This window comes from Streptomyces guryensis, assembly GCF_021261325.1.
GTDB classification, from domain to species: domain Bacteria; phylum Actinomycetota; class Actinomycetes; order Streptomycetales; family Streptomycetaceae; genus Streptomyces; species Streptomyces guryensis.
Genome location: NZ_JAJSBI010000009.1, coordinates 304982 through 319964, shown reverse-complemented (window position 1 = coordinate 319964; position 14983 = coordinate 304982). Strand labels below are relative to the sequence as shown.

Annotated in this window: 14 protein-coding genes and 1 pseudogene; 9 read left to right on the top strand and 6 right to left on the bottom strand. The window is 70.8% G+C overall.

What is annotated here, in order from left to right; genetic code table 11:
- Positions 1-213: 213 nt before the first annotated feature.
- From LJ657_RS20465 to LJ657_RS20430, 8 genes are all read left to right on the top strand, one after another.
- Complete coding sequence (locus tag LJ657_RS20465; protein WP_232650149.1) at positions 214-1545, top strand: ABC transporter substrate-binding protein; 1332 nt, start codon at positions 214-216, stop codon at positions 1543-1545.
- Positions 1542-2447 (top strand): carbohydrate ABC transporter permease, encoded by a 906-nt coding sequence (locus tag LJ657_RS20460; protein WP_232650148.1) that lies wholly within the window; start codon positions 1542-1544, stop codon positions 2445-2447. Before LJ657_RS20465 ends, LJ657_RS20460 begins: the two co-directional genes overlap by 4 nt.
- Positions 2444-3388: a carbohydrate ABC transporter permease gene (locus LJ657_RS20455; protein ID WP_232650147.1), complete on the top strand. Its 945-nt coding sequence runs from the start codon at positions 2444-2446 to the stop codon at positions 3386-3388. The genes LJ657_RS20460 and LJ657_RS20455 overlap by 4 nt, the downstream gene beginning before the upstream one ends.
- Positions 3389-3412: 24 nt before the next feature.
- Entirely contained in the window at positions 3413-4321 is a 909-nt protein-coding gene (locus LJ657_RS20450) for a 5-dehydro-4-deoxyglucarate dehydratase (protein ID WP_232650146.1), read from the top strand.
- Complete coding sequence (locus LJ657_RS20445) at positions 4318-5577, top strand: glucarate dehydratase family protein (protein ID WP_232650145.1); 1260 nt, start codon at positions 4318-4320, stop codon at positions 5575-5577. The genes LJ657_RS20450 and LJ657_RS20445 overlap by 4 nt, the downstream gene beginning before the upstream one ends.
- 11 nt (positions 5578-5588) lie before the next feature.
- Positions 5589-6350 carry an SDR family NAD(P)-dependent oxidoreductase gene (locus tag LJ657_RS20440; RefSeq protein ID WP_232650143.1) on the top strand — a complete coding sequence of 254 codons (762 nt, stop codon included), beginning with the start codon at positions 5589-5591 and terminating at the stop codon, positions 6348-6350.
- Between the two features lie 263 nt (positions 6351-6613).
- Entirely contained in the window at positions 6614-7363 is a 750-nt protein-coding gene (locus LJ657_RS20435) for a helix-turn-helix transcriptional regulator (protein ID WP_232650189.1), read from the top strand.
- Positions 7364-7610: 247 nt separating this feature from the next.
- The gene (locus LJ657_RS20430; protein WP_232650142.1) at positions 7611-8042 is read left to right on the top strand and encodes a VOC family protein; all 432 of its coding nucleotides are present in this window, start codon (positions 7611-7613) and stop codon (positions 8040-8042) included.
- 24 nt (positions 8043-8066) lie between these two features.
- On the opposite strand, the gene LJ657_RS20425 is transcribed toward LJ657_RS20430, so the two are convergent.
- The 3 genes from LJ657_RS20425 to LJ657_RS20415 form a co-directional block, all read right to left on the bottom strand.
- Complete coding sequence (locus LJ657_RS20425; RefSeq protein ID WP_232650141.1) at positions 8067-9620, bottom strand: MFS transporter; 1554 nt, start codon at positions 9618-9620, stop codon at positions 8067-8069.
- 136 nt (positions 9621-9756) lie between these two features.
- Positions 9757-10686 (bottom strand): carbohydrate kinase family protein, encoded by a 930-nt coding sequence (locus LJ657_RS20420; protein WP_232650140.1) that lies wholly within the window; start codon positions 10684-10686, stop codon positions 9757-9759.
- Positions 10683-11369 carry a class II aldolase/adducin family protein gene (locus LJ657_RS20415; protein WP_232650139.1) on the bottom strand — a complete coding sequence of 229 codons (687 nt, stop codon included), beginning with the start codon at positions 11367-11369 and terminating at the stop codon, positions 10683-10685. Before LJ657_RS20415 ends, LJ657_RS20420 begins: the two co-directional genes overlap by 4 nt.
- Before the next feature lie 57 nt (positions 11370-11426).
- Here LJ657_RS20415 and LJ657_RS20410 point away from each other — a divergent pair, with 57 nt between their 5' ends.
- Positions 11427-12077, top strand: a complete 651-nt coding sequence (locus tag LJ657_RS20410; RefSeq protein WP_232650137.1) for a TetR/AcrR family transcriptional regulator — start codon at positions 11427-11429, stop codon at positions 12075-12077.
- A gap of 244 nt (positions 12078-12321) precedes the next feature.
- Here the strand turns inward: LJ657_RS20410 and LJ657_RS20405 are convergent, their stop codons facing one another.
- The 3 genes and pseudogenes from LJ657_RS20405 to LJ657_RS20395 form a co-directional block, all read right to left on the bottom strand.
- On the bottom strand, positions 12322-12630 hold the full coding sequence (locus LJ657_RS20405) for a hypothetical protein (RefSeq protein WP_232650136.1): 309 nt from the start codon (positions 12628-12630) through the stop codon (positions 12322-12324).
- Positions 12631-12859: 229 nt separating this feature from the next.
- Positions 12860-14389 carry an L-piperidine-6-carboxylate dehydrogenase gene (gene amaB, locus LJ657_RS20400; protein WP_232650135.1) on the bottom strand — a complete coding sequence of 510 codons (1530 nt, stop codon included), beginning with the start codon at positions 14387-14389 and terminating at the stop codon, positions 12860-12862.
- Positions 14390-14679: 290 nt separating this feature from the next.
- A pseudogene (locus LJ657_RS20395) lies at positions 14680-14945 on the bottom strand (2-oxoadipate dioxygenase/decarboxylase family protein); the annotation flags it as partial.
- Positions 14946-14983 lie beyond the last annotated feature (38 nt).

The window sequence follows — 14983 nt, the reverse complement described above, 5'->3', positions numbered from 1 at the left end:
CGGAAGTCGGCGGCCTCTTCCTTGTTCGCCACAGGTGCCCTCCCCATCTCGGGCCCGGCGCGCCGCCCGCGAGGATCACGGCGTCCAGTGATGCATGCACGGGCTCGGTGAAATGTTTCAGCCATGTCTTGACATGCCGATGAAACGATTCGTAGCTTGAGCCGTCCCATTTAGATTCGTGAAGAACGTTCACGGATATGAACGGAGGTGCTCATGGGCGATCGCCGACGAAGTCGCCGCCTGGCCGCCGCCCTCGCCGCCGCGGGGCTCGCATTGGGAACGGCCGCCTGTGGCTCCGGTTCCGGCAGTGCCGGTTCGGGTGACCCGAAGACGCTGGAGGTGTGGACCCGGAGCAATCCGGACTCCGCCGCCACCTACGACCGGGTCTTCGCCGCCTTCACCAAGAAGACCGGAATCAGGATCGACTACCAGCCGGTGGTCAACTTCGACCAGCAGCTGCAGAGCCGGGCCTCCACCAAGGACCTGCCGGACGTCATGATCAACGACACGGCGCTGATGGGCAGTTACCAGAGCCAGGGCCTGCTCAAGCCGATCGACCCGGCGTCCATCACCGGTCACGGCCAGATCACCGCGAAGTCCTGGTCGTCCACGGTGGGCATCGACGGCAGGCACTACGGCATCCCGTACTCGCGCCAGGCCCAGACGCTGATGATCCGCAAGGACTGGCTGCACAAGCTGGGGTTGAGGGCGCCGACGACCTGGCAGGAGTTGCTGACCGTCGCCAAGGCCTTCGCCGACCGGGACCCGGACGGGGACGGCAAGAAGGACACCTACGGCATGGTCGCCCCCGGCAGCGCCATGAACGGCTACACCGCCTGGTGGGGCGCCAACTTCCTCTGGCAGGGCGGCGCGAACATCATCGAGAAGGACGGCTCGGGCTACCGGCCGGCCATGGACTCGGCCGCCGCCGTACGAACCGTCACCTGGATGAAGGACAACCTCTTCTGCGGTGACAACGGTGTCCTGCAGCCCGGCGCCGTCTCCGCCATCACCGGAACCGCCACCGACTTCCAGGACGGCAACGCCGGGATGTACCTCACCGGCCCGTACAACATCACCACCTTCGACACGACGCCCGGCAAGGCCAGGTACGAGGTGGTCCCCGCCCCGGCGGGCCCCGCGGGCAACGACGTACTGGCCGACGGCGAGAACGTCTACTTCGGCGCCCGGACCGGAAAGACCGCGCAGGAGCGGGCACTTGCCGCCTTCCTGATCTCCGCCGAGGGCCAGAAGATCGCCATGACGAGCGTCGGCGGCCACCAGCCGGTCGTCCGAATCCCCACCAACTCCACACTGGACGCGGCCAAGGTGCGGGGCGACGCGCGTTGGAGCGTCGTGCAGAAGGCGTACGAGACCGCGTCCGAACAGTTCCCGAACGCGCCTGACTTCGCGCCCATCAAACAGGACACCGCGGACAGCCTCAACGCGATCTTCACTTACTGCGGCAGCGACGTCCGCTCCGGTCTCAAGGAGCTCAACGACACCCTCGCCGGCGACCTCAAGGACCAGGACCTGCTGAAATGACCGCTACCGTGACCGCGCCGGCAAGGCGCAGAGGGTTCAGCAGGAAGGCCGTCCTCCCCTGGCTGTTCCTGGCGCCCGGGCTGCTGCTCGCCCTCGTCTTCAAGTTCCTCCCGATGGGCAAGGGCATCTGGCTCAGCTTCTTCAAGGTGCGGCCGTTCCTGGGCGACAAGTGGGTGGGGCTAGACAACTACACGCGTGTGCTGGGCGACCACCGTTTCCAGGACGCCGTGGGCCACACCCTGGTCCTGGGCGTGGGCATCTCGCTGGGCGCCATCCTGGTGGGTTTCCTGCTCGCGCTGCTGCTCGAAGGCCAGGCACGCTCGCTGAAGCTCGTCCGCACGGCCGTCTTCCTGCCCGTCGTCACCGCGACCGCGGTCGTCGGCGAGCTGTGGCGGCTGATGTACTACCCGACCTCCGACGGCCTGATCAACAACGCCCTCGGCTTCCTCGGCATCGGCCCGACGCAGTTCCTCGACAACCCGGGCACCGCGCTGTGGGCGACCATGGTCATGGGCATCTGGATGGGCGCCCCGTACAACATGGTGATCATCCTCGCCGGACTCGCGGGCGTGGACCGGTCGTTGTACGAGGCGGCCGCCATGGACGGCGTCTCGCTGTGGCAGCGGCTGCGGTACATCACGCTCCCCGCGATACGCCCCGCCCTCGGCATCGTGCTCACGCTCGCCGCCATCCGCGGACTGCGCGTGTTCACGGAGGTGTACGTCCTCACGTTCGGCGGTCCGGCCGGGTCGACGGAGGTCTGGATGACCCGCGCCTACACCCTGGGCTTCACCCGCAACGACATCGGCGGCGCGTCCGCCGCCTCCGTCGTGCTGCTCTGCGTGACGCTGCTGCTCACCGTCACGGTCAACCACCTCCGCAAGAGAGGAGACGTGCGATGAGCGCCCCCGTCATCGAACCCGTCCGGGCCAGGGAGCCCAAGACCCCGGCGGCACGGCCCGGCACAGCACAGCGCACCACCCCGGCCCGCTTCGACACCGCCCTCGGCTGGAGCGACAAGCCGGGCCTGTCCTGGGCCCTGCGCGTCCTGCTGTGCGCGACAGCCCTGGCGATCTTCGCCGCGCCGTTCCTGACGATCTTCTCCGGTGCCTTCAGCACGAACCCCAGCGGTTCGTCGCTGTCCTTCCTCCCGCACCACCCCACCCTGCTGAACATCAAGGTCGCGGGCGAGCGAGGGATCTGGGACTACTTCACCAACTCCCTCGTCATCGCGGGCGGCGGACTGCTGCTCCAGCTCGTGGTGTCGGTGCTCGCCGCCTACGCGCTGGCCCGGCACCGCTTCCGCGGCCAGGCGCTGGTCCTGACCCTGTTCATGCTGACCATGATGCTCCCGGAGGAGGTCATCGCCATCCCGTTGTCCCTGGTCCTCGGCCATGTCCCGGTCGTGGGGCTGGACTTGAAGGGGACGGTCTGGGCGGTGATCCTGCCGCTGGGCGCCTGGGGCTTCTCGATCATGCTGCTGACCGAGTTCATGAAGGACATCCCCACCGAGATCGAGGAGGCCGCCCGCATCGACGGCGTCGGCGAGTTCCGGCTGCTGTGGCAGGTCATCCTGCCGCTGTGCAAGCCCGCGCTCGGCGTGGCCGGAGTGCTCGGCTTCATCATGATCTGGGACCAGTACCTGCTGCCGCTGATCGCGGCCAAGGACCCCACCGACTACACGGTCACCGTCGCCCTGTCCATCCTGCGCTCCGACCCCCAGGTCGGCTCCGGGGTGGTGCTGGCCGGCGCGGTCATCGCCCTGATCCCCAGCCTCGTCGTCTATCTGCTCCTCCAGCGCTCGCTGGTCACCGGCATCGCCGCCGGCGCCACCAAGGGCTGACAACCCCCCACGTTTGAGGGAGACATGAAGTTCCAAGGAGTGCTGTTCTTCCCGGTCACGCCGTTCGCCGCGGACGGCTCGCTGGACGAGGAACGGCTCGCGCGGCACATCGAGTCCGGTGTCGCGGCCGGCGCGGGCGGCCTGTTCGTCGCCTGCGGCACCGGTGAGTTCCACGCCCTGACGACCGTGGAGATCGAGCGGGCCACCCGGGTCGCGGTCGAGGTGGCCGACGGCCGGGTCCCGGTGCTGGCCGCCGCCGGCGGTCCGCCCCCGGTCGCCCGCGACCAGGCCGCCCGCATCGCACGCGCGGGCGCCGACGGCATCCTGCTGCTGCCGCCGTACCTGGTCAGCGCGCCGCAGCGGGGCCTGGTGCGGTACGTCGAGGAGGTCACCGGCGCCAGCGAGCTGCCCGTGATCTTCTACCAACGCGGCACCGCCCGGCTGACCGAGGCCACGGCCGCCGAGATCGCGGCCCTGCCCAAGGTGGTCGGCCTCAAGGACGGCCTCGGCGACATCGAGCGCATGCACCGCATCGTCCGGGCCGTGCGTGCCGTACCGGGAGCCGAGGGCTTCCAGTTCTTCAACGGCCTGCCCACCGCCGAGATGACGGCGCCCGCGTACCGCGCCATCGGCGTCGAGCTCTACTCCTCCGCGGTGTTCGCCTTCGCCCCCGAGATCGCCCTGGCCTTCCACCGGGCGCTCACGGAGGAGGACAAGGCGCTCACGGAAACGCTCCTCGACGAGTTCTACGGCCCCCTCGTCCAGCTGCGCGACGAGGCCCCGGGGTACGCCGTGTCGCTCGTCAAGGCCGGGGTGACCCTCCGCGGCCTGGACGTCGGCGGTGTACGGGCCCCCCTGCTCGACCCCACGCCGGAGCACATGGCCCGGCTGGCGAAGCTGATCGACCACGGTCTGGAGGTGGTGGGCGCATGAGCACCACCGGTGGCACGAGGATCCGCGAACTGATCGTCACCCCGATCGCCTTCCGCGACCCGCCCCTGCTCAACTCCAACGGCGTCCATGAGCCACTCGCCCTGCGGATCATCCTCCAACTCGTCCTGGAGGACGGCACGGTGGGCCTCGGCGAGTCACCGGGCGGCACCGCCCGCCTGGAGCGACTCGAGGCCGCCGCGAAGGTCGTCGTGGGCATGGACGTCTTCGACACGACGGCTGCCGCGACCGCGATCGACGCCGCCCTGCTGCCGACCGTGCCCAGCTCCCACGAGCGGGGCTGGACCACCTCGGCGGTGGAGGTCGCCTGTCTCGACGCGCAGGGCAAGCTGCTCGGGCGGCCGGTCAGCGATCTGCTCGGCGGCAAGGTCCGCGACTCCGTGCCGTTCGCCGCGTACCTCTTCTACAAGTGGGCCGAACACCCGGCGCTCGACGGCAGGGCGGCGGTCGGCGACGACTGGGGCGAGGCACTGGATCCCGCCGGGATCGTGGAGCAGGCCCGGCTGATGCAACAGCGGTACGGATTCCGTTCGTTCAAGCTCAAAGGAGGCGTCTTCCCGCCGGACGAGGAGATCGCCGCGATCAGGGCGCTCGCGGAGGCCTTCCCCGGGCAGCCGCTGCGGCTGGACCCCAACACTGCCTGGACGGTGGAGACGTCGAAGTACGTCGCGCGCGAACTGGACGGTGTGCTCGAGTACTTGGAGGACCCGACCAGGAGCATCGAGGGCATGGCGCAGGTGGTCGAAGACTCGCCTCTCCCCCTCGCCACCAACATGTGCGTGATCGCGTGGGAACATCTGAAGCCCGCCGTCGAGCAGAACGCGATCCAGGTGCTCCTCACCGACCACCACTACTGGGGCGGCCTGCGCCGCACCCGTGAACTGGCCGCAGTGTGCGAGGCGTTCGGGCTGGCCCTGTCGATGCACTCCAACTCGCACCTGGGCATCAGCCTCGCCGCCATGACCCATGTCGCGGCGGCCATCCCCAACCTCGACCACTCCTGTGACACGCACTACCCGTGGAACTCGGCCGACGACGTGATCGTCCCCGGCGTGCTGGAGTTCCGCGACGGCGAGGTGGCGGTCCCGGCCGGACCGGGCCTGGGTGTGGAGCTGGACCACGGCGCCCTCGACCGGCTGCACCGGCTGTATGTGGAGTCGGGGGTGCGCAGCCGCGACGACACCGGGTACATGCGCCGGATCCACCCGGAGTACGAGCTCAGGCTGCCTCGGTGGTGAAAGATGGCCGCGTGAGCAACGAGAACACGCGGCGACTGGCCGGGAAGGTCGTGGTCGTCACCGGGGCCGCCCGCGGCCAGGGTGCCGCCGAGGCGGAGGCGCTGACCCGGGCCGGCGCCCGGGTGGTCGCCACCGACGTGCGGCCCGAGGGCGAGGTGCGCCGGCTGGATGTCAGCGGCGAGAGCGACTGGGCGGCGCTGGCCGCCGAGTTGCGGGAGTCCCACGGCGAGATCCACGGCCTGGTCAACAACGCGGGCGTCATCCGGCGCGAGCGTCTGGGCGAGGTGCGTCCCGAGGACTTCGCGCAGGTCCAGGCGGTGAACACGATCGGACCGCTGCTCGGCATCCAGCACCTCGCCCCGCTGATGCCGCCCGGCTCGTCGATCGTCAACGTCGGCTCGTCCGCCGCGCTCACCGGCTACTATCCGGTGGCGTACACGGCCAGCAAGTGGGCGCTGCGCGGGCTGTCGAAAATCGCCGCGATGGAGCTGGGGCCGCGGGGCATCCGTGTGAACACCGTGCACCCCGGCTATATCGAGACCGAGATGACGGCCGCCGCCACTCCCGCCTTCCGGGAGGCGACCATCCGCGAGACCCCGCTGGGCCGCAGCGGAAGCGTCGACGACATCGCACCGCTCGTGGTCTTCCTGCTGTCCGACGAGTCGTCGTTCATCACCGGGGCGGAGATTCCGGTGGACGGGGGCCTCACGGCGCACGGTGGCGTGAAGTCGATCTCGGACGCGATGCGTACGGACGCGCCCTCGTCGGAGTGAGCCGTGCGGGGCCGCCGGTCCCCCGCGCCGGCGGCCCCGCACGGCGTGGGGGTCCCGGCGTCCTCCCCAAGCGCCGGGACTCCCCCGCTGCGGCTGCCGTGGCGCCGATGTGCTGGAGTACATCCGAGAACGTCGTTGTTGCTCGAGGGTGCTCGCATGCAGTCTGGAGCAGCGGACGGCGTCGCCGGTATGGGTACAACTGCGTACGCGGCGGACGAGCGGAGAAGAACGTGGCAGAGGTGCTGGGCGGGGCCCACGAACGCATGCTGTCGGTGGCGGTCGCCGCCCTCAACGAACGCGAGCCGGAGCGGCTGTGGCCACTGGTGGCGAGCGCCCTGCCCGGGCTGTGCGGCGGCGAGACCCTGGTCTACAAGCTCGACGACTGGAACGAGACCGAGGGCACGGTCGGCATGCCGCCCGAGGTCGCCGTCGAGTTCGAGGGGCTCGGGGAGGAGGACGTGGGCCTCCTGCGCGCGGGTTTTCCCTTCGCGCACCACTACGCGTCGGGACCCGACCGGGCTCCCCTCACGGCGCGCCGGGCCGCCGGCGCCGCATGGTCCGCGAGTCCGACCGCCCGGCTGATCGGCGACATGCTGGACGTGGACCACGTACTGGCGATTCCGCTGCCCGGGACGACGACGCCGATCACCGGATGCATGGTCTACCGCTCCGGTACGGACTTCACCGACGACGACGTCCGCGCGGCCCGGCAGCTGCAGCCGCTGCTGGCGGCGGTGGAGCAGCAACGGCAGCTCCTGGAGCGCTGGAAGCGGACGGCCGCCCCGGACCCGCCCGGCGAACCGGCCGCGGACTGCCCGCTCACTCCGCGGGAGACGACCGTTCTGCTCCTGCTCACGGACGCCCTGACCGCGGCCGCGATCGGTCGGCGGCTCGGCATCTCGGACCGTACGGTCCACAAGCACGTCGAGAAGATCTACCGCAAACTCGGCACCCGCGACCGCATCAGCACTGTCCTGCGGGCCCAGCAGCTGGGGCTGGTCCCCGCGCCGTGACCGGTCGCTGCCGCTCAGCCGGCTCAGCCGCCACCTCGGTGTCCGAGCCATCGCCGCTGTCCATGGCCGGCCCGGTCAGGCGCCCTCAGCGATGACGGATGTCCAGCAGCGGGGCCGGGCGGGACGCGGCCACCGACACTCCCACGGCGGGCTCGTGGACACAGGCGAGAGGCACGAACCGACCGGCTAGCCTGGCAGAACCGGCGTGCGATCCGCCTCTCGTTTTCCCGACGACAGGGAGTCGGCCATGAAGCCGAACCGTTCCATCCCCGCCTCGACCGTCATCCCCGTCCTGATCTATCCCGACGTGCGCGCGGCGGTCGCCTGGCTCGGTGCCGCCTTCGGGTTCGTGGAACGGGTACGGATCGGCGAGGCACACCGCGCACAGCTCGGATACGGCGAGGGCGCCGTGATCGTCGCGGACACACGCAAGGACCGCTGCCCTCCGCGCCCCGGCGAGGTCACGCACTCGGTGATGGTGCGCGTGGACGACGTCCGCGCCCACTGCGAGCAGGCCAGAGGACACGGTGCACGCATCGTGATGGAACCGACCGACTTCGAGTACGGGGAGCGCCAGTACGCGGCCGAGGACCTTGCGGGCCATCAGTGGACGTTCTCGCAGACACTCGCGGATGTCGCGCCCGAGGAATGGGGTGGCCAGTCGGTCTCGGCCGGCTGAGGAGTCCACGCCCGATCGACGACGTCAGCCCGGTCCGGGTCCCGTCCCTCCCTTGAGCCGTTCCAGGTCGGAGGGGCGGACCTGGATGACTACCAGGGCGATCAGGGCGGCGACGACGGTGAAGATCGCCGCCGTGATGAAGGCCGCCGAGATCCCGGACGTGAGCACGCGGTCGGACCAGGGGCTCGGGAGCTGTCCGGTGTGCCGGAAGCGCAGACGTTCGGCCGGGGTGGCCTGGGCCAGGAAGCGCGGGATCTGCTTGTGGGCCTCGTTGGTGCTGGCCGTGCCGAACATGGTGACCAGGATGGACAGGCCGAGCGAACCGCCCACCTGCTGGGTGGCGTTGAGGAGACCCGAGGCCGCGCCGGTCTCCTGGACGGGGACGTTGGACAGCGCCATGAGGGTGAGCGAGACGAACTCCATGCCCATGCCGAGTCCGAAGACGCAGATCGGGCCGAGGATGCTGCCCGCGTAGGTGGAGTGGACGTCGGTCAGGGTCAGCCAGGCCAGCCCGGCGGCCGCGAGGATGGCACCCACCACCATGAACGGTTTGGGCCCGAACTTCGGCAGGAACCGCGAGGCGAGCGCCGCTCCGACCGCGATGACCGCGCTGACCGGCAGGAACGCGAGCCCGGCCTGCAGCGGGCTGAAGCCCAGGACGTCCTGCACGAACAGTGTGAGGAAGAAGAACATACCGAAGATCGCGGCGGCGAGGCTCAGCATGATGCCGTAGGTGCCCGCGCGGTTGCGGTCGGCGAACATGTGAAGCGGGGTGATGGGCTGCCGGGAACCTCGTTCGACCAGGATGAACACCGCCAGGACCACGATGGCCCCGGCGAACGAGGCCACCGTGAAGGGGTCCCGCCAGCCCTCCTGCGCGGCTCTGATGAAGCCGTACACCAGCAGCACCATGCCCACGGTGGAGGTCAGCGCCCCGGCGATGTCGAAGTGGCCGGGGTGGCGTTCGGACTCCTTGATCACGCGGGGTGCGGCGAGCGCGATGAGCACGCCGATGGGGACGTTCACGAACAGCACCCAGCGCCAGTTCAGCCACTCGACGATCATTCCGCCGGCCAGCAGCCCGATGGCGCCGCCCCCCGAGGAGACCGCCGCGAAGACGCCGAAGGCCCGGTTGCGTTCCGGGCCTTCACGGAAGGTCGTGCTGATCAGGGCGAGGGCGGTCGGGGAGGCAATGGCACCGCCGACTCCCTGGAGGGCGCGGGCGGCGAGGAGTTCGCCGGAGTTCTGGGCGAGCCCGCCCAGCAGGGAGGCGAGCGCGAACAGCAGCACCCCGAAGACGAACATGCGCCGCCTGCCGAGGATGTCGCCGGTGCGGCCGCCGAGCAGCAGCAGTCCGCCGAAGGTGAGGGTGTAGGCGTTGACCACCCAGGACAGGCTGGTGGTCGAGAAGTTCAGGGCGCTCTGGATGTGCGGGAGCGCGATGTTCACGATGGTGATGTCCAGGACCACCATCAGCTGGCACGACGCGATGACCAGCAGTGCCATGCCGTTGCCGCCGCCGCCCGGTTCGCGGGTGGCGGCCTGTGATGCGGAGGTCGGCTGCGGGCTGCTGCTCATGGCGTGTCGCACTTGGCATCAGTGAACGGTTCCGTCCACTGCGGCGTCTACCGTTCGACCGTACGCCCCTGTCGTGGCCGTCACCACTTGGTTGATCCGGTGACGGTTCACACCGGTTCACCGGGTGTCGAATGGCTCAGGAGCGGGTCTTGTGGGTCATCGCGAACTCGTCGGCCTCGGGCAGGTCGAATTCCCCGTGGTCGCTGCCCAGCCCCTGCGCCACCAGTGCCGCCGCGGCGCTGCCCAGTACGGCGGCCTCGCGGGGCGTGCGGCCCAGGCCGATGCCGCGTATGAAGCCGGCCGAGAAGGCGTCGCCGCAGCCGGTGGTGTCGACGACGTCGACCTCGAAGGCGGGGATCGTCTCCGTGCCATCCGCCGTCACCAGGAGCACGCCGTCGCCGCCGCGGGTGACCGCGACGAGTCCGGCCCCGGCGGCGAGGAGCTTCTTCGCGCCGGTCACGAGGTCCTGCTCCTCGCTGAATCCGAGGACCTGGTCGTCGTTGGGGAGCAGGAAGTCGACGTGCGGGAGAAGGGGTTCGATCTGGTCGAAGGTGCCGAGCTCGCCGGGGGCGAGGAGGTCGACGGAGGTGACCACGTCGTGTTCCCTGGCGTGCGCCAGGATGCGCGCGGCGACGTCGGCGCCGATCAGCTCGGGGCCGCCCAGGTGGAGATGGCCGGCCTCGGCCACGGCGTCCCAGGGCACGTCGTCGAGGCCGTAGGTGATGTTGGCGCCGAGCAGATGGAGCGAGGGGCGGTCGCCGTTCGGGCGGATGGGCAGGACGCTCGCGGAGGTCGAGGTGTCGATACGGCGGACGAGCAGCCCGGTGTCGATTCCCGCCCTGTCGAGGAGCTGGAGGAGCATGTCGCCGGTCGGGTCGGTGCCGATCGCACCGGCGGTGCGCACCGAGGCGCCCAGTTTGGCGAGGGTGAGGGCGGTGCCGCCGGCCGTCCCGGCGGCGGTCATCCGGATGTCGTCCACGAGGGTCGCGCCCTGGCCCTCGGGTATCTCCTCCACCGGCCGCACCAGTACGTCCAGCACGTGCACGCCCATCGTGACGACCTTCATCGCTCTTCCTCCTGCGCGGGTGGTACGGGGTGGGTGGTGCCGTAGTCACGGGCTATCGCGGCCTCGATGACCGCGAGTTGCTGCTGTTCGTCGAGGACGCGGGGCGGTCCGAGGGCGGCCGCGCGCTGGTAGACACCGCAGGCCCATTCCAGCAGCAGGGCGTGCTCGACCGCCTTGTCGAGGGTCGGCGCATGGGTGAGTGCGCCGTGGTTGGCCATCAGTGCGGCGCTGCGGCCCTCCAGCGCGGCGAGCACCGACTCGGCGAGTTCGGGGGTGCCGAAGGTGGCGTACGGCGCGACGCGGACGGTGCCGCCGAGAGCGAGCAACTGGTAGTGGATACAGGGCAGTTCGTCGAGGACGAGGGAGAGCGCGGTGGCCATCGGGGCGTGGGTGTGGACGACCGCGCCGGTGCCGTGGCGGCGGTAGACGCCGAGGTGCAGCTCCAGCTCCGAGGTCGGCTGCAGGGCTCCGGCCACGATCTTGCCGTCCAGGCCGACCACCGTCACCTGGTCCGCGGTGAGTTCGGCGAGGACCGCCCCGGTCGCGGTGATGGCGACCCGCTCCCCCGCACGCACGCTCACGTTCCCTGCCGTGCCGATGAGCAGGCCCTCGGCGCCCAGCCGGCGGCAGGCGTCCGCCACGGCGGCCCGCTCCCGCCCGAGCGCCGCGCTTGAGTCGGTCATGTGCGGGACCGTAACCTAAACATGAAACAAAGTCACGTTCAGGTTCGGAGGTTGCTCGTGGGCGAGCCGACCGCGGATGCCAGCGGGGCCGCTCCCCTGCGCCGCACCCCCCAACAGGCGCGCAGCAAAGCACGCTTGGCGCGGGTTCTGGAAGCTGCCGAACGCGTCCTCATCGGCGAAGGGGTCGAGGAGCTGACCACCACCCGGGTCGCCGCTGAGGCCAAGGTGTCGGTCGGTTCGCTGTATCAGTACCTGCCGGACCGCGACGCGATCATCGACGCCCTGGCGGCCGGCTACTTCGCCGAACTCGAGGCCGCCATGGACGGTCTCGTCCAGGCCGCGACGGCGGAGCGGTGGGACGACCCGGTGGGCGTGCTGGTCGACACGTTCGCCGGGATCTACCGCACCGGACACGGCTTCCGCGCCCTGTGGTTCGGCAGCGGCCTGACCGAGCGGACCCGCGCCGCGGACCGCGCGCACAAGCGCCGCATGGCCGACGGGATCCGCCGCGTCCTGCTCGCGCTCGACATGGCCGGCGACGACGAGACCCTCGCCCTCGCCTGCCACGCGGCGGTCCTCGCGGCCGACGCGCTGGCGCAGGAGGCGTTCCGGCGGGACGCCGAGGGGGACGTGGAACTCCTCGACGAGGCCAAGGTCATGCTGCGCGGCTATCTCGCGGACGTCACCGCGCGTTATCGACACCGTTGACCGTGCCCGCGCTCGCGGACCCCTCGGCGGCGGGGTGGGGAGTGACCCCCGGCAGATACGGCGATGCACCCATCGCGGGCGACCAGCCCCTCCAGCAAGCTCGTTGCGGACCCCAGGGCGGGGCCGCGTTGAGGGTCGTACGGAGGTCTGGATGAAGAGCATGCATCGGGCGCTGGTGACTGCGGCGACGGCTTTGGCGGTGATCGCGGCATCGGCCGCTGCCTCTGCGACGCCGGGAGGAGGGCTACCGGACCGCTCCGGGCTGCAGAAGGCACGAGCTGGACGACGTCGTGGCCACGGGCGCGGTGGGCGGGCTGGTGGAGATACGCGACGAACGTGGCGTATGGCGGGGCACCAGCGGGGTCGCCGAGCTGGAGTCGGCGCGCGCGGTTCCGGCCCGCGGCCGGTTCCGGGTGGGCAGCATCACGACTTCACCGAGACGAATCCGTCGCTCTTCGGCGCGGCCGGCGACATGATCTCCACGACCGGCGATCTCAACCGGTTCGTCGCGGCCCTGCTCGGCGGGCGCCTCCTGCCGGGTCGCCTTCTCCACGAGATGAGGACACCGGCTGTCGAGGGCGGGGCGTACGGGCTGGGGCTGGCCTGGAAGGACACCTCGTGCGGGGACCGTGTCTACGGCAACGACGGCGACGTCCTGGCGTACCGGTCCTGGTCGTTCTCCACCCAGGACCGGTACGCCAGGTCACGGCCGCGCTCACACCCGGTTCCCGTGCCGATCCCGACGACGCCGTCGACGCGCTCCTCGACAAGGCCTTATGCGGCTAGAGGAAGCTCACGTTCTGGGCCAGGGCGAGTCGGCCGGAGTAGTTGACGGTGCTGGTGGCCGCCCGCATGTACGCGCGCCAGGCGTCGGAGCCCGACTCGCGGCCGCCGCCCGTCTCCTTCTCGCCGCCGAAGGCGCCGCCGATCTCCGCGCCGGAGGTGCCGATGTTGACGTTGGCGATGCCGCAGTCGGAGCCCTCGGCGGAGAGGAAGAACTCGGCTTCCTGCTGGTCGCGGGTGAAGATGCTGGAGGACAGTCCCTGCGGGACGTCGTTGTGCAGGGCGATGGCCTCCTCCAGCGTGTCGTAGGTCAGCACGTAGAGGATCGGCGCGAAGGTCTCCTCCCGTACGACGTCGGTCTGTTCGTCGACGCGGACGATGACCGGTTCGGCGTAGGCGGCCCGGGGCGCCTCGTCGGCCAGGCGGCGCTCGCCGCCGGCCAGGACCTTGCCGCCCTGCGCCTGGGCCCGGGTGACGGCGGCCTGCATGCCGTCGAGGGCCTTGGCGGAGATGAGCGGGCCGACGAGGGTGCCCTCGTCGAAGGGGTCGCCGATGGGGAGCCTGGCGTACGCGGCCGTGAGCCGGGCGATGAGGGTGTCGGCGATGTCGCGGTGCACGATGAGGCGGCGCAGGGTCGTGCAGCGCTGCCCCGCCGTGCCGGCGGCGGCGAAGACGATGCCCTGGACGGCGAGGTCGAGGTCGGCCGAGGGCGCGACGACGGCGGCGTTGTTGCCGCCGAGCTCCAGCAGACTGCGGCCGAAGCGGGCGGCGACGCGGGGGCCGACCTCGCGGCCCATGCGGGTGGATCCGGTGGCGCTGACGAGGGCGACGCGCGGGTCGTCGACGAGTTGCTCGCCGACGCTGCGGTCGCCGAGCAGGAGGCGGTGGACGTCCCGGGGTGCGCCGGTCTCTTCGACGGCCTGGGCGAGCAGCCGGTCGCAGGCGAGGGAGATCAGCGGGGTGAGCTCGGAGGGCTTCCAGATCACCGTGTCGCCGCAGGCCAGGGCCACGGCGGTGTTCCAGGACCACACGGCTGCCGGGAAGTTGAACGCGGAGATGACGCCGACGACACCGAGCGGGTGCCAGGTCTCGGCCAGGCGGTGGCCGGGGCGCTCGGAGGCGATGGTGCGGCCGTAGAGCTGGCGGGACAGTCCGACCGCGAAGTCGCAGATGTCGATCATCTCCTGGACCTCGCCGAGCGCCTCGGAGCGGATCTTGCCCGCTTCGATGGTGACGAGGTCAGCCAGGTCGCTCTTGTGATCGCGCAGCAACTCTCCCAGGCTGCGCACGAGTTCACCACGGCGCGGGGCGGGCGTGGTGCGCCAGGTGAGGAAGGCCTGCCGGGTGGCCGTGATGGCCTCCTCGGTGTCGGCCGCGGTGGCGGCCGTCAGTCCGAAGAGGTCCTCGCCGGTGATCGGCGTCCGTGCCTGGAAGTCGGCTCCTTCCGGGACGGTGACGCCGATGCGCTCCAGACTCGTACGGGCTCGGGCGCGCAGGTCGTCGGTGCCGGGCAGGGGGGTGCTCGTCATGGTGCTTCCTTAGGTGTCGGTAAGTGGGAAGGAGCGGGTCAGCCGGGCGGACTGTCGAGTTGCAACTCCCGGGCGACCCGGGGTGAGGGAGCAGTTCTGCTGCTGTCCGTAGAGGGCGAAGGGGTCGAGGACTTCGCGTTCGATGGCGTCGGAGAGCCAAGGGGCGCCGTGGGTGGCGCCTTCCTGGTCGTCGTCCCGGGAGCCCTCGCCGCTCAGGCCGGACTGGAGGATGCCGACGCACGGTGGCAGGTGGTCGAGTGCCGTCGCGCGGTCGGGCGGGTGCGGTCCCGGCCGACCGGGTGCATGCCCAGCGCGCCGAAGACGCGGGCGACCGGCGTGGTTCGGCGGGTGTGCCGGCGCGGATGGCGCCGTGGTGTTCGGCGGTCACACGGCCGAGGGAGCCCAGGCGTTCGGCGCCGGCGCCTTGCGCGCGCAGGACGTCCTCGTCGACCTCGCGCGAAATATCGGCGAGCCTGCTGTGGGCGGGCACCTCCCGGCCGTACATGTGGGAGAGCCGCGCGGCGAAGGCCGCCCGCAGCTGCCACTGTCTGATCACCGAAAGGGCCTTTCCAACAGGGGTTCACGCCACATGGA

Coding starts and splice junctions, on each gene's coding strand:
- LJ657_RS20465 (WP_232650149.1), top strand. CDS start 214: ATGGGCGATCGCCGACGAAGTCGCCGCCTGGCCGCCGCCCTCGCCGCC.
- LJ657_RS20435 (WP_232650189.1), top strand. CDS start 6,614: ATGCTGTCGGTGGCGGTCGCCGCCCTCAACGAACGCGAGCCGGAGCGG.
- LJ657_RS20415 (WP_232650139.1), bottom strand. CDS start 11,369: ATGACCGACTCAAGCGCGGCGCTCGGGCGGGAGCGGGCCGCCGTGGCG.
- LJ657_RS20450 (WP_232650146.1), top strand. CDS start 3,413: ATGAAGTTCCAAGGAGTGCTGTTCTTCCCGGTCACGCCGTTCGCCGCG.
- LJ657_RS20460 (WP_232650148.1), top strand. CDS start 1,542: ATGACCGCTACCGTGACCGCGCCGGCAAGGCGCAGAGGGTTCAGCAGG.
- LJ657_RS20420 (WP_232650140.1), bottom strand. CDS start 10,686: ATGAAGGTCGTCACGATGGGCGTGCACGTGCTGGACGTACTGGTGCGG.
- LJ657_RS20445 (WP_232650145.1), top strand. CDS start 4,318: ATGAGCACCACCGGTGGCACGAGGATCCGCGAACTGATCGTCACCCCG.
- LJ657_RS20430 (WP_232650142.1), top strand. CDS start 7,611: ATGAAGCCGAACCGTTCCATCCCCGCCTCGACCGTCATCCCCGTCCTG.
- LJ657_RS20425 (WP_232650141.1), bottom strand. CDS start 9,620: ATGAGCAGCAGCCCGCAGCCGACCTCCGCATCACAGGCCGCCACCCGC.
- amaB (WP_232650135.1), bottom strand. CDS start 14,389: ATGACGAGCACCCCCCTGCCCGGCACCGACGACCTGCGCGCCCGAGCC.
- LJ657_RS20455 (WP_232650147.1), top strand. CDS start 2,444: ATGAGCGCCCCCGTCATCGAACCCGTCCGGGCCAGGGAGCCCAAGACC.